The organism is Geomicrobium sp. JCM 19055 (assembly GCF_000698185.1).
Lineage (GTDB): Bacteria > Bacillota > Bacilli > Bacillales > Marinococcaceae > Geomicrobium_A > Geomicrobium_A sediminis.
This window is the reverse complement of the sequence record NZ_BAXL01000018.1, coordinates 30,244-55,513: the sequence shown is the minus strand read 5'-3', so window position 1 is coordinate 55,513 and position 25,270 is coordinate 30,244. Positions and strand designations below refer to the sequence as shown.

The following is a 25,270-nucleotide window of genomic DNA, read 5'->3' as shown; positions in this document are numbered from 1 at the left end:
ACAAAGTTTACTGACTATTTAAATTGTATATTTTGCGTTCATACAACTGTATTGTTTATAAAGCAACTCGCATTCAAAGATTGGCTATCTCTTTTGGTCAATAATAGAAAAAGTAAAAGCCATTTTAATAGGAAAGGTGGAAACTTAAATGAAAAAGCAATTATTAGAAGAACATGAAGAAAGTTTAATGAAAAACAATCGATTTCGAGAATTATTAGGAATTCAAATTAAAGAGGTTGTAGAAGGCAGAGCAATTCTTGAGTTGCCGTTCAATGAGAACCTTTTACAATCAGCAAATATGTTACACGGTGGTGTTCTTTCTATTTTAGTTGACTCAGTCATTGGTACGGCAATTCGCTCGGTTTTAAATGAAAAGACAATCGCAATAACGGCCGAAATGAACATCAACTACTTCAGGCCTGCAATGAAGGGAACACTACGAGCAGAAGGAAAAGTCTTAAACAAAGGAAATACGATAGCCGTTGGTACAGCAAATATTTATGAGGAGGACGGAAAGATAGTAGCGACTGGTAGAGCTACGTACGTGGTCAAAAAGATGCCAGTATAAATTTATTTGAAAAGGAAGGGTGAATAAATCAATGATTGAGAAATTAGTTTTAGTTGAAAGAAATGGGAAAGTTGCTTATTTGACACTAAACCGTCCAGATAAATTAAATGCATTAAGTAATGAGTTGTTTAATGATCTAGATGCAGCGCTTGATGAAGTTGAAAACGATCAAAATGTAAGCGTTATCATAATAAAGGCGAAAGGTAAAGCTTTTAGTGTAGGCTATGACGTTGGAAAATATACAAATCAAACAACGTTAGAAGATCGCGATAAGTTAGAAGAATACACGTTGCGATGGTTGAGATTATGGGACTTCCCGAAGCCAATTATTGCTCAGGTACAAGTACGCACTTGCAGGAGGAACACAATTGTTGGCTTGCTGCGATATTGTAATCACAGATGAGGATGCAATTTTTGGTTTCCCATCGTTACCACTCGGAGGTGGATTTGTCGGTATGTATTGGGGATGGCATGTTGGCGTGCAACGTGCCAAAATGCTAGATTTGACAGCCGGTAGCAGAATTAGTGGAAAAACAGCAACAGACTATGGTTTTGCAGCAAAGTGTTTTAACAAAGATCGATTAGAAGAAGAAACATTAAACATAGCTCGAGCATCGCCAAAACACCTCTAGATATTCTTAAGCTAAAGAAAAAAAGCACATAATCGTGTTATGGAAACACAAGGATTTCGAAACACGTTAATGTTTGGGCCCGAACAAGATGCGATTATTCATACAGCTGAAGGCATAAAATCAGTTCGGAAAAAGATTGATGAGTTGGGCTTGAAAGGTGCTATTGAATGGTTTAATAACCAGGAGGTATAAACGTTGAAACTCCCATAGGGGGCGTAAGTTTCTTAAGCTATGAGATCTGCACATGCACAATTAAAATGACGAAAACACTAACGTAAAGTACAGGAGGGTTTAATATGTTTCATAATAAGAGTAAAGCCGGTATCTTTTTCTTATTACTTGTGTTGTTCGGTTGTTCGTCAGATGGAGCAGATTCTGGAGAAACTGCTGACATGAGTACAGAAATTAATAGTGAAGAACTTAGAGTTGCTTTAGGTGCTCTGCCTCCAGTCCTAGATTCGCATATGTCTATGGATACTAATGGTTCCATTATAGGTAGGAATATTTTCGAAACACTTGTGACATTTGATTCAAACTTTACCGTTCAACCGATGTTAGCTGAGTCTTGGGAACAAAATGATGATGGAACTACTTTTACATTTAACCTTAGGGAAAATGTTCAATTTCATAACGGTAAAGAGATGATTGCTGAAGATGTTGTTGCCTCTCTAGAAAGATGGATTGCAGTATCAACAACGGGAATCGATACATTCCCAGAAGGAACAACACTTAGTAGTGAGGGTGATCATACGGTGATTATGGAACTTCCAACGCCTGTTTCTACAATATTAGAAACGTTAGCTTATAGTGGTGCGAACTTTGCTTCTATCATGCCAAAAGAGGTCATTGATGAGGAAGATACTACCGGTGTAGATACGTATATTGGAACTGGTCCATACAAACTGGAAGAGTGGACACAAGACCAATACATCCACTTAAGTGCGTACGAAAACTATGAATCAGTGGCAGGCGAATCAGACGGACTTTCAGGAGAAAGGAATACTATTATTGATAACTTATATTTTATGGATGTTACAGACCCAGCTACTAGAGAAGCGGGAGTGGAAACTGGAGAATATGATGTAGCATTTGATATAAGTTATGATAGCGCTGAGAGGTTAGGAACTGTTCCACATTTAAATGTAAATGCTCATCCATTTGGAATGTATGTACTAACGTACAATAAAGATACAGGCCTCTTTGCAGATGAAAGAGCAAGAGAGGCAATTTCATTAGCGATTAGTAAGGAAGGGATTTTACAAGCCGCATTTACTAGTGAAGATTATTACACTTTAGATCATAGTTTGATGAGTGGAGATCAATCAGAACTGTGGTCTAGCGATGTCGGTGAACAAGAGTACTACGAACATAATCCAGAAAAGGCGAAACAATTGTTGACAGATGCAGGATATACTGGAGAAGAGATTACTATTCTAGCTAGTCGAGAACATGGTTACTATTACAATGGTAGTGTGGTTTTACAACAACAACTTGAACAACTTGGATTAAACATTAATTTAGAAATTGTGGAGTGGTCTGCATATTTAGAGTTGCGAGCAGACCCAGCAAATTGGGATTTATATTTAGGAGCGAGTACACCAAGAATTTCTCCTACCTCACTTGGGTTTTTAAGAAGCGAACAACCTGGGTGGACAAATAGTTCAGAATTAGATCAATTAGTAGATGAATTTAACGTGGCGACACCTGACGAGGCTGAAGAATTGTATGAAGAATTGCAAGCTTGGTTTTATGAGTATAAACCTGTTACTAAAATCGCAGATTTTTCAAAAGTATATGCATCAAATGAAAATGTTAATTATGAATTTCAAGATGGGCCGATCTTTTGGGACACTTCAATTACGGAATAAGTTTTATAGATATAGTTGAGTATTTATTGTTGATCATAACAAATCTGGCTTCGCTGTAGTAAGCCAATTAATTATATTTTAAAGTTATAGGCCTACAATTATAATGAATGTCACTTTGTTATGGAAAATAGACATTGAGCCTCGTTGGTTCTTTGTCTATTTTTATCTTTCCTATTTTAGTAAATGTCTATGAACGGCTGAATCCCCTTGATATGATAATTGTAGGGTTACATAGGAGAGGATGAGTTCATGAAAGGATCTATTGCAGTCGGTGTGTTACTTTCTGTAATTGCACTACTGTATGTTGGCATCATCGAAGCGGCTTTGTTACTTTCGATGTTTATATGGGTACCGCACTTGCTTCAATTGATTACGCAAGATCCACAAATCAAGGTTGATCGATGGTTACGGCGTACTTCTTTTGTTGCGATGTATTTTGCGATTATTGCAAGCGTCTCGTTTTTCTTACCTCAAGGTATAGTTGCGGGTCTGTTTGCAGCAGTATGGTTGGTTTACGTAACCATCATCGGTGGATTAGGCTTATTACGACAGTTGCGGTATGGTTTTCAACGAAGCGAAGAAGCGCTCATTAATTTAAGTTTAATGTATTTGCCTGTAGGAGGTTTGTGGCTCGTTGCAGGGCGTCCGGTACCTCACAGCTCTTACCGTATACAGACGTGATCGTCTGGCTTACGGCGATTCATTTTCATTACGCAGCGTTTTTCTTACCCGTCGTTGCGGGTCTTTACATTCGGAGTCGACGTCAACAAATCGGATTGCCAAAACAATGGTCATTCATTGCGATATTGTTAGTGCTCGGACCGATTTTCGTTGCGATTGGCATTGATCAAGGACCACCACTTGAGTTTTATCTTGTTGCTACTTATGCAGTTGGGTTGTTTTTATTCGTTGGTTTATGGTTCTTAGATGCGTTGAAACGAAACGAATTCACGTTAAAGCTTCGATTAACATTACTCTCTGCCTCGTTGGTTTTTGCGCTTACGACAACTTGGACACTCGTTTATAGCTTTGGCTTACTTTCAGAGAACATCTTAGTCACGATTGAGTGGATGACACGCTATCACGGAGCGGTTAACGCCAGCGTCTTTGCAACGCTCGCATTTATCGTCGTTTGGCAATTACGTACCCCGTCGTCAGTCAACGAGATTACAGTAAGTCAATTGCGCACGAGAGGCTATGTCGGGAGCAAGCCAATTGATGAAGGACGCTGGAAGAAAGGCGACCATACTCCAGCACTAGTAAGTAATTGGGATGAGTTGGCAGATGAGACATTTACACCATCAGCGGTCGATATTGAGATCTTAAACTTCTACACGTCTCCTAATCGTTATAAGATGGTTGCGAATGTGGCATGGTCAAAGAGATTTAAACCGTTGTTGCCAATCATTCATTTCGTTACAAGCCGTTTTGGGCAATTGAATGTACCAAAGAGCGGGAAAACGACGATGAACGGAACTGTAGAACCATTAGATTCAACTGATGATGGTAGAGTAACGCCAAGCGTATGGTTACGGTGGTCAGATGACGCACATATCTTTACTGCGATTTATAGTACGGTTGATCAGAAAATGAACATTGCTCTTCCATTGCCGTATGGGACCATGACAGGAATACTCCAACCAGCACATGATCATCACCGAGGGTTGATTCTTAACAGCGAACCGAACGGCATCTTTTACACGATTGGTTCGATTACCATTCGTTTACCACTAAAAGAAACATTCCATATTAAAAAAGTACATAACACGGAATTACAGGCGAATCACGACATTCAATTGTTTGGGTTATCGCTATTTAGCATTGAGTATGAATTAACAGCAAATGATTGATCAAAAGGATGGGTGTGTATGGGAAAACCAATCTATGTAGAACTTGACATAAACGCTCCCATTGAAGACGTATGGGAAACGACGCAAAATCCGAAGCTTCACGAACGATGGGATCTTCGCTTTAGCCAAATCGATTATTTACCTAAAGAACATGACGATGATGTTCAAACGTTTTATTATGAAACACGGATTGGCTTTGGATTACGTATTCATGGTCTCGGGGAATCGGTCGGCAGTGCAGAGAAAGCAAATGGAGAGAAGGTATCTGCATTAAAATTTGCAAGTGATCAGCCGTTATCACTCATTAAAGAAGGCCGGGGGTATTGGAAATACGAACAAAAGGAGAATCACACACGGTTTTTAACACGCTATGATTACGACACGCGTTTTGGCAAAGCAGGAAAGCTATTGGATGCCGTTTTTAGACCGTTAATGGGCTGGGCAACTGCGTGGAGCTTCGCGGCATTAAAACAGTGGCTTGAAACGGGTAAGCGACCTGAAGACAGCTTAGACAATCACTCTTGCACGTTTTATTTTGCGTGACATTAGCGCTCTTATGGGCTTATCAAGGATTAATCCCTAAATTGTTATTTCCTGAAACGGGTGAACTTGATCTAATTGCGGCGACAGGATTATGAGTGGATTTGAATCGACTGTCGTAGCGGTAATCGGAATTAGCCAGTTATTAATGGCTACCTTATTTCTTTTACCGATCACGAAGCGGTGGCTATTCTTATTGTCGGCCATTGCTGTTACTTTGCTAGGGATTGGAGCACTGATCACCTCACCGTATTTATATGCATTGCCGTTTAACCCAGGTGCGCTTAATATTGTAACGATTGGGATTAGCATCGCTGCATGGGTAAACAGCAAACAATTAGTATTAGCCAGACACTGTATACGTAAGGAGAAACGATGAAATCATCCATTTATGAACGAGCCTTAGGGGAGAAGTTCCAACAATTGCACCCATTGTTACAAATGAAGTACGGAAAGACGTCCGGTGTTGTGCACGGAGAAGGTGTCATGAAACAAATTCGTGGCTCAGCATTCTATCAACCCGCTGCATACGGTTTCGTACACGATGATTTTTTATTTCCGGAAAGAGGCGCTAACGTGCCGTTCTCAATTCGTAATACATATAGCACAAACCGTAAAGGGCCATACGTTAGTTGGGATCGCCATTTCCACTTTCCAAATGCTACCCGACGTTTTTACGCTGAAATGTGGTGGAACGACAAACAAAGCCGCGTCTATGATTCCTTAGGAAAAAGCGGGCGTCTCGTTCAGCCGTTAGATTTTCACGTGACGAATACAGGAGGGTTATTGATCACGTCAGACGAGACGTATGCACACATCGGCAATCGCTTGATTCGTTTACCAAATGCATTATCTGCAAAGGTGAACGTGTATGAGAAGGCCACAAGTAGCAATACCATTCAGATATTTGTACATATTGAACTCGTGACAACGGTTCTAATGTATGAAGGAGAAGCAACGGTAGAGGAGATTAGGTAAGCAATGTATCTTACTGTTAAACGATAAAAGCGAGGTAGAGTTATTCATCAACTCTACCTCGCTTTTTTTTAGAAAGGTCCGTATCCAAACCAGGCGGCAAACATAACCGTGATAACAGCGATTGTCAATTGAATTAGGATAAATGGCCAAATAAAGCGAACCCATTTCGTCCATGGAATTCCTGCAAGCGCCAATGCTGCCATGAAATAGCCTGAAGTCGGTAGAATGATGTTTCCGATACCGTCAGCTAAAGTAAAGGCGAGTACGGTCGTTTGTCTCGTAATGCCGAGCAAGTCTGCAAGAGGAATCATGATCGGCATGGTGAGTGCGGCTTGACCACTACCTGATGGGATGAAGAAGTTAATGATGCTTTGAATAAAAATCATGCCAGCAGCATTTAACTCGGTAGGAATGTTTTCCAAAAAACCTACTGCGTAATACAACATTGTATCAATTGTATTGCCGTCTTCCAAAACGACTAAGATGGCACGTGCAAATCCGACGATCAGCGCACCAGCAAGTACACCAGAAGCCCCTTTTAGAAAGCCATCAACAACATCATGCACACCAATCGAGCAACAACGCCAATAATAACGCCGAGTAGTAAGAATAGTGAAGCAATCTCGGTAATAAACCACTCGTACTGAATAACGCCAAAAGCTAGCACAATAAAGTTGACGATAAACAGCCCTAAAATCACCTTATGCGTAGTAGTTAATGTTTTTTCAGTTTTCATCTCATTAAGTTCAGTATTGGCTGTATAATTCCCGTAATAGCCTAGTTCAGGATTTTTCTTTACTTTCATTGCATAGCGATAGACAAAAATGACAGCAATCGTATACATTAAAACGAAAAGTATGAGACGAAGCCACATTCCGGAATAAATATCCAACTCAGCAATCCCTTGAGCAACACCAACGTTAAACGGGTTCATGATTGCAGTAGTAAATCCGATTGAACTACCAACCAAAACAATCGCTGTTCCTGTAATTGCGTCAAAACGAAGCGCGAGAGCAAGCGGGATTAATATCGGGATGTATGCCAATGTTTCTTCAGCAAGTCCCATAAGCGTTCCGCCAAGAGCGAAAATGAGCATCGTAATTGGAATAAACCATTTTTCTTGATTAACCAGCCTGTATGAAGCCACTGTAACAAGTCGATCAATGGTACCCGTGTGATTTAAGATGCCAAACGTACCTCCGATAATCAAGATGAAGAAAATAATATCAGAGGCTTCAACGAGTCCTGTATGTATAGAGGTGAAAATTTGAAACGGTTGTACTGGACTTGATTCCACTTCGGTGTATGAACCAGGGTCGACCACTTCGCGACCATCGTGCTCTACTCTTTCGTAACTACCTGCAGGTATAACGTAAGTCAGAATAGTAGCAAAAATGATGACGCCAAAAATCAAGGCAAATACGTTAATTCCCCGGTTGGTATTCTGTTCGGACATTTCTTATCCCCCTATAGTTGTATTTCATTATCTTATAGATTATTTTTCACAATGGCAAACCATTTATAGGCAGAACTAGGAGAATTCAGTAGTAATCAACGTGCTAAAAGTACATACATGGATGCAAGATCTGCAGTATATGGTGAGTGAAAGCTTAGTGGTGAGAAGTCATTAAGCTTTTTGTTTATGAGAAGCGAGGGAGAGTACTAATTTTTAGAATTTTATATTGACAAACAAATGGGGTGATGATACTTTATAAAAGCCGAGTAATTCAATATGTATTATTAGAAAAGTAGGTGTAAATAGTGAAGTCATTCAATAAAGTTTTTCTCGTAGGTTTATCAACGGTACTTTTAACCGCTTGCGGAAGCGGCTCAGAAGAAGAAAGTAATAATGGTGATGGCAACGAAGATACTTCTTGGACAGATGTTGAATCTTCCGGAAGTTTAGTAGTAGGTACATCAGGAACATACGCACCTATTACATACATTGATGAAAACAATGAATTAACGGGTTTTGAAGTTGAATTGGTAAAAGAAGTCGCAGATCGCTTAGGTTTAGATATTGAGTTTAGTACGATGGATTTTGATGGTATCTTACCTGCTCTACGAAATGGACAAATCGATGTTGCCGCACATGATTTTGCAATTACTGAGGAACGTTTAGATACGTTTGATTTCGCAGAACCCCATAAATATTCTTACGGATCTGCGGTCGTACGAGAAGAAGATAAAGATCAATTCACATCTGCACATGATTTAGAAGGGGTCGACGTTGCTCTAGGGTCATTAACAAGCAACTATGCTATTTTTGCAGATAACATCGGGGCTAATGGTACAGCTTACGATGGTGGGACTGAAGCAATTTTAAGAGATGTTATAAATGGAAACCAAAGTGCTTACCTTAATGATTATCTTGTATTACAACGCACATTAGAGGAATTTGGTGATGATCGCATAGTATTAGCTGAAGACGTTAAATATCATGCGACTGAAAGTGCTTTAGCGGTCTTAAAAGGAAATGAAGCACTTGAAGAACAAATTAGCAATACAATTCTTGAGTTAATAGAAGAAGGGGTCGTGTCAGAATTATCCGTAGAGTATTTGGGTGAAGATGTTTCTCAACCAGCGGATGATTCAGATATTGTTAGTCTTGAAGGGTAGATTCTAATTGAGATGCAGGATTGACTGTGTCTCAATTTTTAGATTGGAGCGTATTTATGTTTGAATGGTTTGCATCAATCCAATGGGAATATCTTTATGATTTTGAACTTGCAATTGATTCAATACCTTTCTTATTAGAAGGTCTTAGAATCACAATGATCATCGCGTTTTTTTAGTATGATTTTTTTCACTTATACTAGGAATATTTCTAGGTGTAGCACGCATGTCTAAGCTTTGGTTTATTCGTTGGCCAGCTCGAATATATATTTCGTTTATGAGAGGGACTCCGCTTTTAGTTTTTATCTTTATTCTTTATTACGGTTTGCCTGTAATAGGCATTGAGTTTACGAGCGCGATCGTTGCAGGTATTGTTGGGGTTAGTTTGAACTTTGCTGCGTATAGTGCAGAAGTCGTTCGCTCATCAATTATGTCGGTCCCTAGAGGGCAGTGGGAAGCAGCTGCATCTCTTCAAATGAATTACGTGCAAACAATGACTAAAATTATCATTCCACAGGCCACACGTATTGCATTACCACCAACGTTTAGTATCTTTATGGATGTTGTAAAAGGAACCTCACTAGCTTCTGTAATTACCGTTCAAGAGCTATTATATAGTGCAAGACTAATATCTGGAAGAACGTATGACAGTATGACGATGTACATCACTGCAGCGCTGATCTATTGGGTTGTATGTATTGTTATTGGCTACTTCCAAAATCGATTAGAGAAACGTTATAACCGTTATTTGAGTGACGCGCAGTAAGGAGTAGATTAAGATGATTGAAGTGACATCATTAAAAAAAATCATTTGATAAAGTAGAAGTCTTAAAATCTATAGATTTTACAGTAAACAAAGGAGAGGTTGTTTGTTTAATCGGTCCATCAGGATCAGGAAAAACGACGTTGCTCCGGTGTTTGAACTTATTAGAAACTCCCGACGCTGGTACGATTGCTATAGGTGATTCTAGAGTATCGTTTAATTCAATATTGAAGAAGCGAGAGATCAAGGAAATTCGACAGTACTCCGGTATGGTTTTTCAAGGATTTCACCTTTTCCCTCATAAAACAGTTATTGAAAATCTTGTTACAGCACCTATAACCGTAAAAAAAGATAATAAAACAACGGTTAAAAAGAAGAGTGAACAACTCCTAGAAAAAGTAGGTATGTCAGAGCATAAAAACAAGTACCCGGATGCATTGTCGGGCGGTCAACAACAACGAGCAGCAATTGCAAGAGCATTAGTCATGGAGCCTGAAGTAATGTTATTTGACGAGCCAACGTCTGCTTTAGACCCACAATTAGTAAGAGAAGTTCTAAAGGTTATTGAAAACTTAGCAAATGAAGGTCAGACGATGGTCATCGTAACTCATGAAATGAATTTTGCTAAGCGTATCGCTGATAAAATCCTTTTTATGGATGAAGGTTACATTGTTGAACAAGGTGAAGGTAATCAAGTAATAACAAACCCACAACAACAGCGAACAAAAGAATTTTTATCTCTATTAGAAGAAGATTGATTTAGTAAAAAAAGATCGAACGTACAGTGATGTACGTTCGATCTTTTTATTTTAGTTAACATAATACTTCACTAGCTTTATCACACAAGGTGTCGTTTAAATTTTATTATTTTTAGATAAAAATGAATACAAGAAGATGATTAGAAATAACAGTCCAATGACAAGTGACACAACAGTAAAAGGAAGAAGTGTTATGGGCAATATACTATTAGCGTAACTGACAATATCTTCGTTTAGGATGTCAATAACATCTGCGATTGGCATAGATAACACGCCAATCGCTATAATTCTTGCTGAGTAGAGTATTGCAGCTATAAAAATGAAAAATAATCCTAAGATCAATAGTAAATTAGATTTGCTCATTGATTAACATCTCCATAAACTTTTATTAGCACACGTTACAAAACAGAAAGGTGTGTTAGAGCTTATTATAGATACATGAAAGATACATGAAAAAATAGATTGCTTCTCTTGGAAATTTATTTTAGTTAACATAATATATATTATCGGAAGTCACTGATTTAGTTAAATTTCATTAATTAGTTCAGTGATTTACTCTCATCAACGAACCGTAACTATTCTCCCCTTTTTAATCTGCATTTTTTTGTCGTATTCTATGACTGATTTCCCTTTATAATATATTTATTTTTTTTAAACCATTACGGTATGTGAAATTATTCACTTGCGACTTAGAACCTGCTACATGGGCTCTAAGTATAATCCTTCGTCTTGTTTCCATTCTAAGAAAAACACATCACTATAGGTCGTTATGTTTTTGCTACGTAGTTGTTTGTTTAACCATGATTCATCATAGCCGGCTAATTGTAAGTTGTCCCAGTTAACTTTGCCGTCACTGATCAATGTAATTGGCAAATACACGGGCTTTGCTGGTAATTGTAAGTCTTGTGAAGCTGGATTCTCATAATCAGACTTTTTAAGTACGCTTACTTTACCGTCTGTTTCTAAAATGGCATGTTGTATTTCTCTAAATGAAAACACATTTTCACGGCGTAGTAAGTGTTGTAATTGATCTAAATCCAATTTATTTGCTTTTAATTCTTTTCTATTGATCTGGCCGTCTTTAACAATAATTGATGGGCTTCCTTCAAGTACTTTCCTCGTACCGCGATACTTTTGTGTAATCATTTCTAATGTATATATGAGCGTGCCCCAAATTCCGACTGAAAATAGAATCGATCCTACGCGTGCTTGTTCGTCGTAAATGGCATTTCCGATTAGATCACCTAAGATTAGTGCTGAAATGAAATCAAACGGTGTGATTTGCGATAATGTCGCCTTACCGAGCAATTTCAACATCACTAGTAGCGCAATAAACCCTACGAGTAACTCTACTCCTGTTTGCAACAATTCTAAGTGCATGCTTGTCACCTCTTTGTTGATACTATGTGAAGGAACTTATATTTTCATTCATTACGGTACGTGAAATTGTATAGTTTTCAAATGCACCGTTTCATGCTATAGTGTAGATTGTAGTTTTTGTACTTTACCGCGGTTATGTAACATAGTTATTTATAAAGGAGAAACGTTTTATGCAACGTCAAGCATCATTACGGGGAGCGTTAATTGTTCTTTTTATCGTTATTCTCATTTTAAGTTTTGGTATTTTAGCATACGAAGCTCCACCGCATCTTCCTATTTTACTGTCAGCGATCGTTGTTGCTTTGTATGCAGCACTCATTAAAATTCCATTTGATACATTAGAAAAGCAAATTGTCTCGTCTGTGAGCTACGGTGTAATTCCGATCCTCATCTTACTTATGATTGGAATCTTAATTGGTCTATGGTTGCTCGGTGGTACGGTTCAAACGATCACCTACTACGGCTTACAAGTCTTATCACCGACGTACTTTTTAGCTACAACCGTCATCATTACAGCTGTAGTTGCGCTCATGACAGGAAGTTCATTAAGTGCGATTGGTACGATTGGTGTATCACTCATGGGTGTATCGATTGGAATGGGAGCCGATCCTGCCATGACAGCTGGAGCGATTGTGAGCGGCGCGATTTTCGGAGATAAATTGTCGCCTCTGTCAGACACGACAAATTTGGCCGCAGCAACGGCGAAGGTCGATTTATTTGAGCACATTCGTCATATGTTATGGACGACGATTCCTGCTTTAATTTTAACCGTCGTTATTTTCCTTATTATCGGTTATACAAATCAAAACGGTACTAGTGCCAGCTTAGCCGACGTCCAAGAACTCATCCTTGTGTTAGATCAAGAGTTCTTCATTCATATCCTTACCGTTTTATCGCCTTTAGTCATTATCGTTTTAGCAGCAATGAAAGTTCGCCCATTACCAGCACTTGCAGCAGGGATGTTTGTTGCGGTTTGTACGGCCTTCTATACCGTCCCAGGCTTACAAGTAAGTGCACTGTTTGATGCGATGTATGGCGGTTACGAAGCGAATACAGGACACGTGGCCATTGATGAATTATTGTCCCTTGGTGGGCTTGAAGATATGTTATTTGGAGTTTCTCTTATTATTATTGCACTTTCATTCGGTGGATTAATTCAAGCGACAGGTATTACAGAAGCGCTAATTCGAGGCATACAGTCTGTACTAAAAAGCCGTGGCAACACGATTGCATCAACACTCGCTTCTTGTTTTGGAGTAAACTTCGTGACCGGTGAACAGTACTTATCGATTCTGTTGCCTGGACAAATGTATGAAGATGTATACAAAAAAACACAACTTACACCCAAAAAACTTAAGCCGTACACTTGAAGATGGCGGAACGATTTTACATCCCCTCATTCCGTGGGGAATTATCGGTGCCTTTGTGATGACCACACTAAACGTTGATTTCACGTATGTGTTCTACACGTTCTTAAGCATCGTTACACCGTTTATCGCACTTTTTTTACGCGTATACTGGTTGGACGTTAACTGCACGAAAGGTTGAGTCTTGACGACTTGGTCTTTCGTGTTTTTTTCTCTTTCTTCTTCTCTTCTTTGTTCGATTCATATTTTACTAAAATACGGTACGTGAAATTATAATAGATATTAAAAAACTAACCCACGATTTTTATTGGGTTAGTTTTTCGTGATGGGAAGATACCATGCCGTATTCATTTGCTGTCGGTTCAACGTATTGTTTCACGCTATTCACTGCAAGTGCTGCATCTTGGAAACAGCCTGCAATTAACGGCAGTTTGCTGTTGTAGTTCGCTAGATCCCCTACAGCAAAGATTCCCGGTACATTCGTTTGCATACGATCATTTAATTGAAGTTTGCTTTCTTCAACTTTCAATCCTAACGGTTCATGTTCTAAAAACGATAGTTCTACTTCAAAACCGTGATTCACAACGACCGCATCAACACGCTTAATTTGACACGATTTGCTTTCACAGTGCTCTAATTGTACTTGTTCAATACATTTCCCTTGGTTACATCCAGTTAAGCCAGAGATGGCAAATGGCGTCATCACATTCACTCGTGAGTTTTTCATTTTCGTCACGAACTGTTCATGGCCACCAAAAGCATCACGTCTATGTACGACGGTTACGCTTTTTGCAATCGGTTCTAATTCATTTGCCCAATCGACTGCTGAATTCCCCCCACCTGAAATGACAACATCTTTGCCTCGAAATTGTTCGATATCAGGCACTTCATAATAGAGGTTTTCCGTTTCATAAGCTTCAGCACCTTGAACCGTTAGCTTTGCTTGCCGCAAAATCCCGTACCCGGTTGCTAGAATAATCGCTTTTGTGAAGTGTTTACGTTGTAACGACGTTTCAATGACAAATGTGCCGTCATGATTTTTTTGTAATGTCGGTTACTTTTTCACCGCATACAACCGTCGGCTCAAACGTCGTCGCTTGCGTGCTTAAGTTTTGAATTACTTCACTCGTTTTTGTCGGTGGCAATGCTCCGATATCCCAAATCGTTTTGTCAGGGTACACATTTAGCTTACCACCAAGATGGGGCTCACTCTCGATGATTTTCGTTTTTAAGTCTCGCATTCCACTATAAAATGCACTATACAGACCAGCCGGACCACCACCAACAACCGTTACATCATACAGTTCCAAGTCATTCCCCATCTTAGCGTGCACCTCCTGCATGTATTAGCTCATTGTCTTTCGCTCGTTCAGGAATCATTAAATCATAACTAAGGCAAACGGGTTTCTTTGTTCTCGGATCAGTCACAACGTCTGCATCAATGGCAAACACGTCTTTTAGTACCGTTGAACAGATCACTTGTTCTGGTGCCCCTTCTTGCACAATCTTTCCTGCTTTTAATGCAACCATGTAATCAGCAAAACGAGCAGCGTGGTTAAGATCGTGAATAACCATCACAATCGTACGACCTTCTTCTTCGTTAAGCTTCTTTAATACTTCTAGAACTTCTAATTGGTGAGCGAGATCTAAATACGTTGTCGGTTCATCAAGTAACAAAATGTCAGTTTCTTGTGCAAGAGCCATAGCAATCCACACCCGTTGTCTTTGCCCACCTGACAGTGCGTCAATGTCTCGGTCTTTAAACGCATCCATACCTGTTTGCTTTAAGGAACGATCAATGATGTCTAAATCGGCTTTCGTCAATGAGCGTGCACCAGATTGATGTGGATACCGTCCATAAGCGACAAGTTCTTTGACTTTCAAGCCTGAAGGCGCTTCTGGTGATTGTGGTAATACCGCCAACTTCTTCGCGACTTGTTTCGTTGACTCTTTATGAATAATTTTCCCATCCAAATAGACCGAACCAGACTTCGGTTTCATGATTCTCGCTAACGTCTTTAAGATCGTTGACTTCCCACAACCGTTCGGACCAATCATCGTTGTAATTTGTCCTTTTGGGATTTTTAAATTTAACGCTTCAACAATCTTTCGTTTTTCATAACCAATTGATAGTTCTTTCGCTTCGATTTCAGTCATGGTTGTTCACCTCAGTTTACGGTGTTTTAATAAGCAAGTATAAAAAGTACGGTGCACCGATAATTGCTACGACAATACCGACGGGAATTTCAGACGGCGCCAACATGTTTCTTGCAATGTAATCGGCAAATAATAAGATAAGTGAACCGACGAGCGCTGCCGTAGGTATCATTACTTGATGCCTCGGTCCAACGATTCTGCGAGCGATATGCGGAGCAACGAGACCTAAAAATGCAATCGCGCCTCCAGCTGCAACGGATGCACCTGCGAGTGCCACAGCTAAAAACAATAGCAACAGTCGTGAACGTTCGAGAGAAATCCCAACTCCGACCGCTGATTCATCACCAATTCTCATTACATTTAACGTGTTCGCTTGCCTAATTACGAGTGGAATTAAAATCGCAATCCAAGGTAAGATCGCTAACACAGAACTCCAGTTAGCACCCCATATGTTGCCTGAGAGCCAGACGGTCGCTTGCATAAAATCATTCGGACTCATTCTTAGTTGCATAATAATGAGTAATGCACTAAACCCGGCATTAATCCCAATTCCGACAAGTACGAGACGAACGGGTGTAATCCCTTTTTTTATAAGCAAGGCTATAAATGAGTGCTGCTGCTGTAAGCGCACCTAGAAAGGCGAACATCGGCAAGATATAGACGCTTCCACCAAGGTTTTGATAACTTCCTTGGAATAAATAAATAAACAATACGACGGCAAAGCCTGCCCCTGCATTAATTCCTAAGATTCCTGGGTCTGCAAGGTCGTTACGAGAAAGACTTTGCAAGATTGCACCTGAAACCGCAAGACCTGCACCAATTAAGATTGCAAGTACCATACGTGGCAGTCGGAATTCAAACAAGACGAGTTCTTGTTTGTCACTGCCTTGACCGATTATCGTTTTAAACGCTTCAGCTGGTGTCATTTGAAACGTACCTGACTGTAGACTAACAAGCAAAACTAAAACGATAAAACGACGAGTGTTGTAAAAACAATGAACGATTTTCGTTTCATTTAAACACCTCTCCCTTCTCGTCTCGCAAGGTAGAGGAAAAACGGGACACCAATTAACGCAGTAATTGCTCCGACTGGTGTTTCGTATGGCGCATTAATCATCCGGGCAACAATGTCACTTGCAACGAGCAATAACGCACCAAATACAGCCGAGCACGGGATAATATAGCGATAGTCCATCCCAACGACAGCGCGTACCATATGTGGAATAACAAGGCCAACAAAACCGATAATTCCAGCAATCGCAACCGATGCTCCTGTCATTAACATAACAGCAATTACACCGAGTGTACGCACAATAGCCGTTCGTTGACCTAACCCGCGCGCAACGTCTTGGCCAAGACTCATAATTGTAATCGATTTCGACAATACGAGTGCAATCAAAATTCCGATGAGACATGGGATTGCAACCATGAGTAAGCTTTGGCGTGTCACACTCGATAGTCCGCCAGCAAACCAAAAACTTAAGTCTTGAGCAACATCATTATAAATGGCAATCCCTGAAGATAGCGCACTTAAAAATGCCCCGATCGTAACCCCAGCTAACGCTAGTTTTGCCGGCGATAGACCGCCTTTACTTAATGTACCGACGAGAAATATGAGTACTGTTCCGACTCCAGCTCCAATAAAGGCAGCAACGAGCAATCCTGTATAACTAGCAGCTGTGAAATAGGCAAACATAATCGCAAGCGCGAGTGCTGCGCCGTCTGAGATTCCAATAATCGAAGGTTCTGCTAATGCATTTCTCGTCATGCCTTGCATGATTGCACCAGAAACGGCAAGAGCTCCACCGATTAAGATGGCTGCCACAACACGAGGAATTCGTATTTCTTGAATAATTTGATGTTCGGTCAAACTGCCATCGAATGATACAATTGCGTCCCAAATGATGCTAGGCGTAATTGAAGCCGCTCCAAACGTAACAGAAATGATGGATGCGATCACTAGACTAACAATGCCGATTAACAACGTAATAATAAAATTTGTTGGTTTTCGTGTAATGCTCGCTTCTTTCATAGTTCTCCCACTTCACGGCACATTCACTTTCAACTGATTGAACTTATAGAAACTAAAGAAACGATTGTTCAGTTCATTATCTACAAGAAAGCTGTCACTCCGTTTTATTCAGTCCTTGAATGGTCTATTATGTCAAATACATTGACGACAACAGACGATCTAGAATACATTCTAAACCGTCTGCCTACTCACCTATTTGAACAATTCTTCTTACCTATTCTCATCTTAATGAAAACGGCTATCATTCTCAATAGCTATGCTCGAATTTATTCAGAAATCATTTGATCGTGTACTTCTTCGATCGTTTGACGATTTGCTTGGTAACCGTTGTATAACCAACTGCTATCATCAGCAATTTCAATGACCTGATCGTTTTCTACTGCAGGAATTGTCGACCATACGTCTTCAGTCATTAATGAATCAACGCTGTCTTCATCACCATTAACGAGGAATAAATACTCCGCATCTAAATTCGCAAATGCTTCAAGAGAGAGCTCATTCCAGTGATCAGGGTCTTCTGGCAACTCAGCAATTGCATTTGCTGGTTGTAATTCAAGGTCTTCAAACAATACCGCTCCACTTGCAATGTTCGGTGCAACGACGAAGTACGAGCCGTTAATCAACCAAACAACAGCCACTTTATCATCCCAACAGCATCGTTCAATTCTTGCTTCACTTCTTCAACGTGAGCATCATACTCCTCTAGTGCCATTTCAGCTTCTTCATCACGATCAAACAATGAACCCATTTCTAGAAGAGTTGCACGCCAATCTGCACTCGTTTCGCTATCCATTACGTACGTAGGTGCCATTTGTGAATATTGGTTGTAGTCACCTGAACCGAGTGTACCCTCATCAGGAACGACAATAAAGTCCGGATCTGCTTCCATGACAGATTCTAATGGTAACTGATAATCAATGTATGGAAGATCGCCAAGTTCGTCCGCTAAATAGTCTTGAACACTCGCTCCATTGTTCACAGACCATTGCACAATTGGCTCTAACCCAATCGTTAAGAGGGGATCTTCTAAATACGGTGCGATAATGCGCTCTGGTGACGCTGGAACCGTCACTTCATTGCCGTATCCATCTGTTACTGTCTTCTCAGAACCTCCAGCATCTGACTCACTGTCGTCTGCATCCTCGGTTTCTTCTACCGTTTCATCAGCTTCTCCGTTTGCTGAATTGTTGTCTGTATCTTCTTGGTCCCCACACGCAGTCAGTAGCATCGCAGACGTTGCGATCGCGAGTGTATAAGGATAAATCTTTTTCATCATGTACCCCCAAAGGATTGTTATATGGTATTCTCACTCGTTTAGTTTAATTGAAAATGATTCTCATAGTCAATGGCTATTTTGTGGACATTAAAAAAAGCCTCTCCTAAGGAAGAGGCTTCGCTTTAAAAAACGACCGTTTTATTGCCATGCACGATAATACGATCTTCGTTATGCCATTTCACAGCGCGTACGAGCACGCTTCGTTCAACGATGCGCCCGTTCTTCTTTAAGTCTTCGGCTTGATCACGGTGATTTACCCGCTTAATGTCTTGTTCAATAATCGGTCCTTCATCAAGATCGTTCGTTACGTAATGGCTCGTTGCACCGATTAATTTCACGCCCCGTTCAAAGGCACGATCATATGGCTTTGCGCCGACGAATGCCGGTAAGAATGAGTGATGAATGTTGATGATGTTCTGATTAAGCTTGAAACGAAGTTCGGCGTTAGAATTTGCATGTAGCGCGCAAGGACGACAAAGTCGATGTTGTACTCATCTAATAGTTGCAATTGCTGTTGTTCAGCTTGTGCACGATTTTCTTTACTCGCAGGAATGTGCACAAATGGGATACCGAAGCTTTCGACGTACTCTTTTGCATCCGCGTGATTACTAATGACGAGCGGGATCTCAGCAACAAGATCGCCATTTTCCCATTCTAAAAGCAGTTCTCGTAAACAATGCAACTCTTTTGATACAAAAATTGCCGCACGCTTCAACTCACTGACGAAGAACAACTTCCAGTCCATCTGAAAGTTTGTCGCAATCGCTTTAAAGTCACGCTCTAATTGTGCTTTTCGATCTTGAAGCCCAGGACATTCAAACTCTATTCTCATAAAGAATTTGCCGCCTTCTGGGTTTGTTGAATATTGGCTAGAGTCGATAATGTTCGCTTCATGATCCGTTAGGAATTCAGATACGGCTGCTACAATTCCTGGACGATCTTCACACGTAATGAGAATTCTTCCACGGTTTTTCGTATTCTCTTTGTACTTTTCTTGTTTCTTCACGATATTGTTAATCAATGATACGACTCCCTTTTGTCTATAGTTCAGATTCCACTAGTATATACAAAAATGGAGTCAATCGAAAGTTTTTACGATTGTACCGATTTTTTCTCATCTTCTAAAAGAATCGCTTGTACGACAAACGTAAAGAAACTTACGACGACAAACACACCGCCGATAATATAAGCAGCAAGTGTAAACCCTTCGTTTAAGTTAAATGGCGATTCAAAGTAGAGCCACATCCCAAACGTTAACAAGAATGAGCCTGCAATTGCACTTACGACGTGAATGCGTGACAGCCATTTTTGTTTCGGGCGATACACTTTGTAAAAAAACACTCCAAGCAAATAAGCTAAGCCATCCGAGTACGAGTACGTGTGCATGAATCGGTCGTAAGCTAAGTGACCCGGCACCCGCCATATGCGCTCCCATCCCTGCTCCGTATAGTCCGAATAAAGCAGATGCAATTAATAACACTTTCCAGTATGACATCTTCTCTTCCTCCTTTACGATGAGCGTATCGAGGTTTTATGAATAGAAGATGAACGATAAGTTCGTTATGTAATGAGCTCCTTAACTAGCGAGATCACGATCTCTTCTCTCGCATATAACGGTCCTTTTGTGATTGTGTAAAAATGACGCCTTAAATTAAGTTCTTCTAATGACAATTCAACGAGCAGACCATTTTTAAGATCGCGATCGATGACCGCTCGTGATAACAATGAAATGCCTAGGCCACTCATAACCGCTTCTTTTACCCCTTGGTTGCTTCCGATCGTTGTCATCGTCTGCGTTGATAATTGATGCCGCTCAAAAAAATGCATTTAAATAATCTCTCGTTCCTGAACCTTCCTCACGAATCACCCAGGCACGATCTTGCAAATCAGCAACAGTAACTTGTGCAATGGAAGCTAACGGATCGTTTGGCGAAGCGTTAAGCACATCTCATCTTCACTTAGTTGTTCAATGGTTAACCCCTCTGAGCTAATTTCTCCTTCAATGAAGCCAAAGTCGATGTGTTGGTTCATTAGCGCTCGTTTAATCTCATCCGTATTCGCAATCACAACGTCAAAAAACAAGTTCGGATGTTGCAAACGAATGGTCTGTAATAATGGCGGTAATACGTACTCACCAATTGAATAACTCGCTCCGATCGTTACGAGTCCACGAACCTCTGTTTGTAGTTCGTGAAGCATCAACGTCGTTTCTTCCGCTAAATCATACAATTGCTTCACACGCTCATAAAGGATGTTGCCCGCTTTCGTTAACTCCACGTGGCGTTTTCCTCGTATAAATAACTTTGTCTTTAATTCTTCTTCTAGTTTTTTAATCGTTAAACTGACATTTGGCTGTGTCCGATTGAGCGTGATTGCTGCTTTTGTAAATTGTCGCTCTTTAGCAACTGTAAAAAAAGACGTTCATCCGTTCATCAATGATCACGAAATGCACAACTCCCTTATCATTAATTAAATTTATGGCAATGATAATAAATATGTATTTTATTAATACTACTACATTACGTAAAGTAAATTCCGAGGAGGCACGCTTCGATGAACCTACTACCAGGAATTTCACTTACACTACTCATTATAATCGTAGCACAACTCCTGACCGCTCTACCCTTGTTCACAACGCTTGGACCTCTTGTTCTTGCAATCATCCTCGGCATGATCATAAAACAATCGATCGGTACACCTGCCAATGCAGAACATGGCATTCTTTTTAGTACAAAAACACTGTTACGTGTAGGAATTGTTTTACTTGGCTTACGACTACAATTTAATGACTTATTCTCAATGGGTGTTGATTTACTGTTGTATGCAACCATAACAGTCGTTTTCGGAATTGGACTGGTCGTACTCATTGGACGCTTGTTTCGCTCGTCACCAACACCAACGTTTTTAATTGGCGCAGGGACTGGTATTTGCGGTGCATCTGCTATAGCCGCTGTCGGAACACAACTCCGTGTGAAGCAACAAGACATCGCAATCGCAGTCGCAGTGATTTCAATTACAGGTACATTGTTTACCCTGATCTTTACGCTTATGTATCCTTATCTACAATGGACCGATGAACAGTATGGGTTGTTTGTTGGTGGCGTATTGCATGAAATCGGTCATGTAACGGCAGCCAGTAGTGTAGCGAGTGACGCCGCAATGGATGCTGCTTTACTCATTAAGTTAACACGTGTGTTATTACTCGTTCCGGTCGTTATCATTATTGCTTACGTTTATAAGCGCAAGGACTCAAACACTTCATCATCCCCTCTCCCTTTTCCGTGGTTTATTATCGGGTTTCTTTTGATGAGTATTCTCGTCACATACGGCAACCTCCCAGATGGAATTGTGAATCCACTCGTCCAACTCGCCTATGTTTTCATTGGCATGGCGATGGCAGGTCTCGGTTTACAAATTAAGCTTTCCGCAATCGATCCGCGTAGTTTCACTTTGCTGTTGATCTGTATCTTGGCCTCTTTGTTGTTAAGTGGCTTTGGAATGCTGTATGTGACATGGTTTTTATAAACAAAAGAAGACGTCGAACGAAAATCATTCGACGTCTTCTTTTTAATGATGTTCCGTTTGCCAATTAAACGCAATTCGTTGGTCGTTCCAAGCAATCCGCTTTTCATCTGGGTTATCTTTGTCGTACGAATGTGTCGTTAAATAAATAATCGTCGCTGGCTTCTCTCCGAGCACTCGATAGCCATGCGCCACGCCTTTAGGGATGAGTAACACGATTGGGTTATTCTCCCCCATATAATAGACATCTGTTTGTTTATACGTTGAAGACGTTCGTCTAATGTCATACAACACGACTTGTGCATTTCCACTCGGAAAAAACCACACATCGTCTTGTTTGTCATGATAATGAAAGGCTTTAATCACGCCTGGATAACTCATCGACAGTGACATTTGCCCAAATTGTGATAATAGATCTTCATCATCACGAACGAGTTCTGTGAAATACCCCCGATCATCATGATGCTTTAACAACGTCTTTTTCTTCACTCCATCAATCATCACGAGCCTCCTCTAAACCGTACTACAACGAATGTATTCAATCGTCCTCGTACTCATGACCGATAGATAATCTGAACAACAAAAAGACCATTAGCTGCCGCAGTTCTCGCTAATGGTCATATCTTATAGATTTAAATTTCATGTGGGCGTGTCTAGATCACAAAAGCCCTTCCATCTCTTCTGCTGCCACGGCTCCAATGGCCGTCCGCTACGATCTAGATGAAATTTGAATGGGTGACGTTAGTTTGCGAATTTAAGCTTAACAAGCACAAACCTCGCTCGATCTCCATTCTCCATAGTTTAGAAGGGTGAAGTCGATTTGTGATTACCAGCAATCACTTAGATACCTAGTATACATAGAGATTTGTCATTTGTCAATAAAGGTCAGGAACACGGTTTTTCAAGTTCGGTACCGATTTGCGAAACGTAGCGACCTCTTCTAAGTCAAGTACGCTATACACAGTCTCTTCTTCGACAGGTGAGGCTCTCACGTATTGCGTCCCAAATGGTGAATAGACGAGAGAGTTTCCAGAGTACTCCACGTTGTTATGTTCACCGACAGTGTCACAGGCGACGATATAACATTGATTCTCAATCGCTCGTGCTTTAAGAAGTGTATCCCAATGATCTCTTCTTGCTGCTGGCCATTCTCCGACAACGAAAATGACTTCGGCACCGTTTAATGCAAGTGTGCGAAACACTTCAGGGAAACGTAAGTCATAACAGATGAGAACGCCTGCATTTACCCCGTTCAGAGAAAACGTTGCCGCCTTTTCATTTCCTCCGACAAGATAATCCGGTTCGTTTAGCATCGGCACAAGGTGAATCTTATCATACGTATGAACGAGCTCCCCTTCTTCATTGACGACGATGCTTCGGTTCACAATCCCTCGATCCGTTTTAACAGCAAACGATCCTGCTACAATCGTTACGTTATACTCTTTTGCGAGTTGCTGAACAAAGGCTTCCGTCGTTCCACCGCTCGTTTCTGCAATCTGCTCAAGCTCATCTAAAGCATAGCCTGTCGTCCACATCTCAGGTAATACAACGACTTCTGGTTCGTACTTTTTGTATTCATATTGAAGCCATTCCGACACTTTTGCACGGTTCTCTTCAGGCTTACCTGCAATAACGTCCATTTGATACATCATTACTTTCATTCCAAACACCCTTTAGAAAAGATTTAATGAACCAATTCGCTGCATACCTTTTCGAATGGTCTCCTCGTCATGAACGAGTCCTAATCGGACATACCCTTCTCCGTAAGTTCCGAAACCATTTCCAGGTGCGACACACACATCTGCTTCAAGGAGAACTTGATCTGCAAACTGTTGAGAGCTCATGCCATTGGGTACAGGGAACCAAGCAAAAAAAATGACCCGTCTGGCGCTGTTCCTTCCCAGCCAATGTTTTTTGCTTCTTCCATTAATACGTCTCGCCTCTTCAAATACATCTCGCGAAGTCGTTTCACTTCGTCTTGGGAACTCGTTAATGCGGTGGCTGCTGCTTTTTGAACCGCTCCGAACAAACTTACATACAAATGGTCTTGCAACACATTTAACATCTTAATAACAGAACGATTCCCAACAGCAAATCCGATGCGCCACCCTGCCATATTGTATGTTTTAGAAAGCGTATAGATTTCAATCCCTACATCTTTGGCACCTTCTGATTGCAAAAAGCTCGGATGCTTTTGATCAGTAAAGCTAAATGCTCCATATGCAAAATCATGAACAACACAAATGTTGTTGTCTTTTGCTAGTTGTACCGTTTCATCGAAGAAACTCGCATCACATACTGCCCCTGTGGGGTTGTTCGGGTAATTTAAGAACATCACTTTCGCTTTTTCTAACGTTTCCTTCGTAAGATCATTATAGTTCGGTAAAAATTGATGTTCTTCTTGAAGTGGCATCGGGTGCATCAAAGCGTTTTGAAGTGCCACGCCTGACCAATAATCTGGATAACCAGGGTCTGGAACGAGCGCAACGTCTCCGTCATCAAGAAGACATTGACTCACTTCAACGAGTCCGCCTTTCCCTCCGAATAACACACACACTTCTTCATCTGGATCAAGTGTCACACCGTATTCCCGCTCATAAAATTCACATACGGCCTCTTTATAAAAACGAAACCCTTGGAACGGCGAATACCGATGCATGTTCGGGTCTTCTGCCGCTTCTTTTAAAGATTCAACGATATGCTCTGGTGTTTTCGTATCGGGGCTCCCTTGTGAGAAGTTAATAATGTCGCGCCCTAAGTTTTTGCGTTCTAAAACAGCTTTTTCTTGTTTAGCAAAAAATTGACTCGGTAAACGTTCAATCGCTTTTGAAGCAGAAAACTCTATCATATGAAATCCCACCTGATCATTACTGTTTTTCTACAAGTCTATCATGAATTGTAAAATAAGATCATTTTATTTCGAATTTTTATGAATTTCGTTATACTGGAATTGTAACTAAAGG

24 protein-coding genes and 7 pseudogenes are annotated in these 25,270 nt (G+C 40.6%); 16 read left to right on the top strand and 15 right to left on the bottom strand.

Going from position 1 to position 25,270, the window contains the following annotated elements; genetic code table 11:
• Positions 1-148 precede the first annotated feature (148 nt).
• The 10 genes from JCM19055_RS15885 (at position 149) to JCM19055_RS24340 (ending at position 6,436) form a co-directional block, all read left to right on the top strand.
• Positions 149-568 (top strand): PaaI family thioesterase, encoded by a 420-nt coding sequence (locus JCM19055_RS15885; RefSeq protein ID WP_042360414.1) that lies wholly within the window; start codon positions 149-151, stop codon positions 566-568.
• A 31-nt stretch (positions 569-599) separates the two neighbouring features.
• Complete coding sequence (locus JCM19055_RS15880; RefSeq protein WP_052366430.1) at positions 600-971, top strand: enoyl-CoA hydratase/isomerase family protein; 372 nt, start codon at positions 600-602, stop codon at positions 969-971.
• Positions 937-1,200 carry a hypothetical protein gene (locus JCM19055_RS24355; protein ID WP_193745469.1) on the top strand — a complete coding sequence of 88 codons (264 nt, stop codon included), beginning with the start codon at positions 937-939 and terminating at the stop codon, positions 1,198-1,200. Before JCM19055_RS15880 ends, JCM19055_RS24355 begins: the two co-directional genes overlap by 35 nt.
• A 296-nt stretch (positions 1,201-1,496) precedes the next feature.
• Positions 1,497-3,068 (top strand): ABC transporter substrate-binding protein, encoded by a 1,572-nt coding sequence (locus JCM19055_RS15875; RefSeq protein ID WP_042360413.1) that lies wholly within the window; start codon positions 1,497-1,499, stop codon positions 3,066-3,068.
• A gap of 249 nt (positions 3,069-3,317) precedes the next feature.
• Entirely contained in the window at positions 3,318-3,749 is a 432-nt protein-coding gene (locus JCM19055_RS15870) for a YndJ family transporter (protein ID WP_042360412.1), read from the top strand.
• Complete coding sequence (locus JCM19055_RS15865) at positions 3,746-4,918, top strand: YndJ family transporter (RefSeq protein WP_042360411.1); 1,173 nt, start codon at positions 3,746-3,748, stop codon at positions 4,916-4,918. The genes JCM19055_RS15870 and JCM19055_RS15865 overlap by 4 nt, the downstream gene beginning before the upstream one ends.
• An 18-nt stretch (positions 4,919-4,936) precedes the next feature.
• Positions 4,937-5,461 (top strand): hypothetical protein, encoded by a 525-nt coding sequence (locus JCM19055_RS24350; RefSeq protein WP_052366428.1) that lies wholly within the window; start codon positions 4,937-4,939, stop codon positions 5,459-5,461.
• Entirely contained in the window at positions 5,458-5,556 is a 99-nt protein-coding gene (locus tag JCM19055_RS32035; protein ID WP_193745468.1) for a DoxX-like family protein, read from the top strand. Before JCM19055_RS24350 ends, JCM19055_RS32035 begins: the two co-directional genes overlap by 4 nt.
• A complete protein-coding gene (locus tag JCM19055_RS24345; protein WP_052366427.1) occupies positions 5,553-5,837 on the top strand; it encodes a DoxX-like family protein in 285 nt (94 codons plus the stop codon). Before JCM19055_RS32035 ends, JCM19055_RS24345 begins: the two co-directional genes overlap by 4 nt.
• Complete coding sequence (locus tag JCM19055_RS24340) at positions 5,834-6,436, top strand: DUF4166 domain-containing protein (protein ID WP_052366426.1); 603 nt, start codon at positions 5,834-5,836, stop codon at positions 6,434-6,436. Before JCM19055_RS24345 ends, JCM19055_RS24340 begins: the two co-directional genes overlap by 4 nt.
• 68 nt (positions 6,437-6,504) lie before the next feature.
• On the opposite strand, the pseudogene JCM19055_RS15850 reads toward JCM19055_RS24340, so the two are convergent.
• Positions 6,505-7,892, bottom strand: a pseudogene (locus tag JCM19055_RS15850) (YfcC family protein).
• 305 nt (positions 7,893-8,197) lie between these two features.
• Here JCM19055_RS15850 and JCM19055_RS15845 point away from each other — a divergent pair.
• From JCM19055_RS15845 to JCM19055_RS15835, 3 genes and pseudogenes are all read left to right on the top strand, one after another.
• Positions 8,198-9,055: a transporter substrate-binding domain-containing protein gene (locus JCM19055_RS15845; RefSeq protein ID WP_042360410.1), complete on the top strand. Its 858-nt coding sequence runs from the start codon at positions 8,198-8,200 to the stop codon at positions 9,053-9,055.
• A gap of 56 nt (positions 9,056-9,111) precedes the next feature.
• Positions 9,112-9,818, top strand: a pseudogene (locus JCM19055_RS15840) (amino acid ABC transporter permease).
• Positions 9,819-9,889: 71 nt separating this feature from the next.
• A complete protein-coding gene (locus JCM19055_RS15835) occupies positions 9,890-10,573 on the top strand; it encodes an amino acid ABC transporter ATP-binding protein (RefSeq protein ID WP_042360409.1) in 684 nt (227 codons plus the stop codon).
• 699 nt (positions 10,574-11,272) lie between these two features.
• Here JCM19055_RS15835 and JCM19055_RS15825 read toward each other — a convergent pair.
• Positions 11,273-11,953, bottom strand: a complete 681-nt coding sequence (locus JCM19055_RS15825; RefSeq protein ID WP_042360407.1) for a DUF421 domain-containing protein — start codon at positions 11,951-11,953, stop codon at positions 11,273-11,275.
• Between the two features lie 170 nt (positions 11,954-12,123).
• Between JCM19055_RS15825 and JCM19055_RS15820 the strand changes: the two genes are divergently transcribed.
• Together JCM19055_RS15820 and JCM19055_RS25710 are read left to right on the top strand one after the other, a co-directional pair.
• On the top strand, positions 12,124-13,323 hold the full coding sequence (locus JCM19055_RS15820; RefSeq protein WP_052366425.1) for a Na+/H+ antiporter NhaC family protein: 1,200 nt from the start codon (positions 12,124-12,126) through the stop codon (positions 13,321-13,323).
• Complete coding sequence (locus JCM19055_RS25710; protein ID WP_193745467.1) at positions 13,271-13,501, top strand: Na+/H+ antiporter NhaC family protein; 231 nt, start codon at positions 13,271-13,273, stop codon at positions 13,499-13,501. Before JCM19055_RS15820 ends, JCM19055_RS25710 begins: the two co-directional genes overlap by 53 nt.
• A 123-nt stretch (positions 13,502-13,624) precedes the next feature.
• Here the strand turns inward: JCM19055_RS25710 and JCM19055_RS15815 are convergent.
• The 10 genes and pseudogenes from JCM19055_RS15815 to JCM19055_RS30040 all read right to left on the bottom strand — a co-directional run.
• A pseudogene (locus tag JCM19055_RS15815) lies at positions 13,625-14,642 on the bottom strand (NAD(P)/FAD-dependent oxidoreductase).
• Position 14,643: 1 nt separating this feature from the next.
• On the bottom strand, positions 14,644-15,477 hold the full coding sequence (locus tag JCM19055_RS15810; protein ID WP_042360406.1) for an ABC transporter ATP-binding protein: 834 nt from the start codon (positions 15,475-15,477) through the stop codon (positions 14,644-14,646).
• Between the two features lie 16 nt (positions 15,478-15,493).
• Positions 15,494-16,492 (bottom strand): annotated as a pseudogene (locus JCM19055_RS15805) (FecCD family ABC transporter permease).
• The gene (locus tag JCM19055_RS15800; RefSeq protein WP_042360405.1) at positions 16,493-17,509 is read right to left on the bottom strand and encodes an iron ABC transporter permease; all 1,017 of its coding nucleotides are present in this window, start codon (positions 17,507-17,509) and stop codon (positions 16,493-16,495) included.
• Between the two features lie 266 nt (positions 17,510-17,775).
• Positions 17,776-18,147 carry an ABC transporter substrate-binding protein gene (locus JCM19055_RS24335; protein WP_193745466.1) on the bottom strand — a complete coding sequence of 124 codons (372 nt, stop codon included), beginning with the start codon at positions 18,145-18,147 and terminating at the stop codon, positions 17,776-17,778.
• Positions 18,129-18,782 carry an ABC transporter substrate-binding protein gene (locus JCM19055_RS24330; protein WP_052366423.1) on the bottom strand — a complete coding sequence of 218 codons (654 nt, stop codon included), beginning with the start codon at positions 18,780-18,782 and terminating at the stop codon, positions 18,129-18,131. The genes JCM19055_RS24335 and JCM19055_RS24330 overlap by 19 nt, the downstream gene beginning before the upstream one ends.
• Before the next feature lie 125 nt (positions 18,783-18,907).
• Positions 18,908-19,806: pseudogene (gene purU, locus JCM19055_RS15790) on the bottom strand (formyltetrahydrofolate deformylase).
• A 71-nt stretch (positions 19,807-19,877) separates the two neighbouring features.
• The gene (locus tag JCM19055_RS32030; protein WP_370543179.1) at positions 19,878-20,030 is read right to left on the bottom strand and encodes a hypothetical protein; all 153 of its coding nucleotides are present in this window, start codon (positions 20,028-20,030) and stop codon (positions 19,878-19,880) included.
• A complete protein-coding gene (locus JCM19055_RS15785; protein WP_370543178.1) occupies positions 20,014-20,280 on the bottom strand; it encodes a hypothetical protein in 267 nt (88 codons plus the stop codon). The genes JCM19055_RS32030 and JCM19055_RS15785 overlap by 17 nt, the downstream gene beginning before the upstream one ends.
• A gap of 65 nt (positions 20,281-20,345) precedes the next feature.
• Positions 20,346-21,188, bottom strand: a pseudogene (locus JCM19055_RS30040) (LysR family transcriptional regulator); the annotation flags it as partial.
• Positions 21,189-21,338: 150 nt separating this feature from the next.
• Between JCM19055_RS30040 and JCM19055_RS15775 the strand changes: the two are divergent.
• Positions 21,339-22,310 (top strand): YeiH family protein, encoded by a 972-nt coding sequence (locus JCM19055_RS15775; RefSeq protein WP_042360404.1) that lies wholly within the window; start codon positions 21,339-21,341, stop codon positions 22,308-22,310.
• Positions 22,311-22,352: 42 nt separating this feature from the next.
• Here JCM19055_RS15775 and JCM19055_RS15770 read toward each other — a convergent pair whose 3' ends face one another.
• The 3 genes and pseudogenes from JCM19055_RS15770 to JCM19055_RS15760 all read right to left on the bottom strand — a co-directional run bounded on the left by JCM19055_RS15770 (position 22,353) and on the right by JCM19055_RS15760 (position 25,155).
• Complete coding sequence (locus tag JCM19055_RS15770) at positions 22,353-22,808, bottom strand: dTDP-4-dehydrorhamnose 3,5-epimerase family protein (protein ID WP_042360403.1); 456 nt, start codon at positions 22,806-22,808, stop codon at positions 22,353-22,355.
• Positions 22,809-23,182: 374 nt separating this feature from the next.
• Entirely contained in the window at positions 23,183-23,968 is a 786-nt protein-coding gene (locus tag JCM19055_RS15765) for a carbon-nitrogen family hydrolase (RefSeq protein WP_042360402.1), read from the bottom strand.
• Between the two features lie 12 nt (positions 23,969-23,980).
• Positions 23,981-25,155 (bottom strand): annotated as a pseudogene (locus tag JCM19055_RS15760) (pyridoxal phosphate-dependent aminotransferase).
• Between the last annotated feature and the right edge of the window lie 115 nt (positions 25,156-25,270).

What these genes read in the sequence shown, in the direction of transcription:
- JCM19055_RS15800 (WP_042360405.1), bottom strand. Translation starts at nt 17,509, where the DNA reads ATGAAAGAAGCGAGCATTACACGAAAACCAACAAATTTTATTATTACG.
- JCM19055_RS15880 (WP_052366430.1), top strand. Translation starts at nt 600, where the DNA reads ATGATTGAGAAATTAGTTTTAGTTGAAAGAAATGGGAAAGTTGCTTAT.
- JCM19055_RS24350 (WP_052366428.1), top strand. Translation starts at nt 4,937, where the DNA reads ATGGGAAAACCAATCTATGTAGAACTTGACATAAACGCTCCCATTGAA.
- JCM19055_RS24345 (WP_052366427.1), top strand. Translation starts at nt 5,553, where the DNA reads ATGAGTGGATTTGAATCGACTGTCGTAGCGGTAATCGGAATTAGCCAG.
- JCM19055_RS15810 (WP_042360406.1), bottom strand. Translation starts at nt 15,477, where the DNA reads ATGACTGAAATCGAAGCGAAAGAACTATCAATTGGTTATGAAAAACGA.
- JCM19055_RS15825 (WP_042360407.1), bottom strand. Translation starts at nt 11,953, where the DNA reads ATGCACTTAGAATTGTTGCAAACAGGAGTAGAGTTACTCGTAGGGTTT.
- JCM19055_RS25710 (WP_193745467.1), top strand. Translation starts at nt 13,271, where the DNA reads ATGTATACAAAAAAACACAACTTACACCCAAAAAACTTAAGCCGTACA.
- JCM19055_RS15785 (WP_370543178.1), bottom strand. Translation starts at nt 20,280, where the DNA reads ATGTCATACTGGAAAGTGTTATTAATTGCATCTGCTTTATTCGGACTA.
- JCM19055_RS32030 (WP_370543179.1), bottom strand. Translation starts at nt 20,030, where the DNA reads ATGTGGCTCTACTTTGAATCGCCATTTAACTTAAACGAAGGGTTTACA.
- JCM19055_RS15765 (WP_042360402.1), bottom strand. Translation starts at nt 23,968, where the DNA reads ATGAAAGTAATGATGTATCAAATGGACGTTATTGCAGGTAAGCCTGAA.
- JCM19055_RS24340 (WP_052366426.1), top strand. Translation starts at nt 5,834, where the DNA reads ATGAAATCATCCATTTATGAACGAGCCTTAGGGGAGAAGTTCCAACAA.
- JCM19055_RS15870 (WP_042360412.1), top strand. Translation starts at nt 3,318, where the DNA reads ATGAAAGGATCTATTGCAGTCGGTGTGTTACTTTCTGTAATTGCACTA.
- JCM19055_RS15885 (WP_042360414.1), top strand. Translation starts at nt 149, where the DNA reads ATGAAAAAGCAATTATTAGAAGAACATGAAGAAAGTTTAATGAAAAAC.
- JCM19055_RS15770 (WP_042360403.1), bottom strand. Translation starts at nt 22,808, where the DNA reads ATGATTGATGGAGTGAAGAAAAAGACGTTGTTAAAGCATCATGATGAT.
- JCM19055_RS15820 (WP_052366425.1), top strand. Translation starts at nt 12,124, where the DNA reads ATGCAACGTCAAGCATCATTACGGGGAGCGTTAATTGTTCTTTTTATC.
- JCM19055_RS15775 (WP_042360404.1), top strand. Translation starts at nt 21,339, where the DNA reads ATGAACCTACTACCAGGAATTTCACTTACACTACTCATTATAATCGTA.
- JCM19055_RS24330 (WP_052366423.1), bottom strand. Translation starts at nt 18,782, where the DNA reads ATGAAAAAGATTTATCCTTATACACTCGCGATCGCAACGTCTGCGATG.
- JCM19055_RS15875 (WP_042360413.1), top strand. Translation starts at nt 1,497, where the DNA reads ATGTTTCATAATAAGAGTAAAGCCGGTATCTTTTTCTTATTACTTGTG.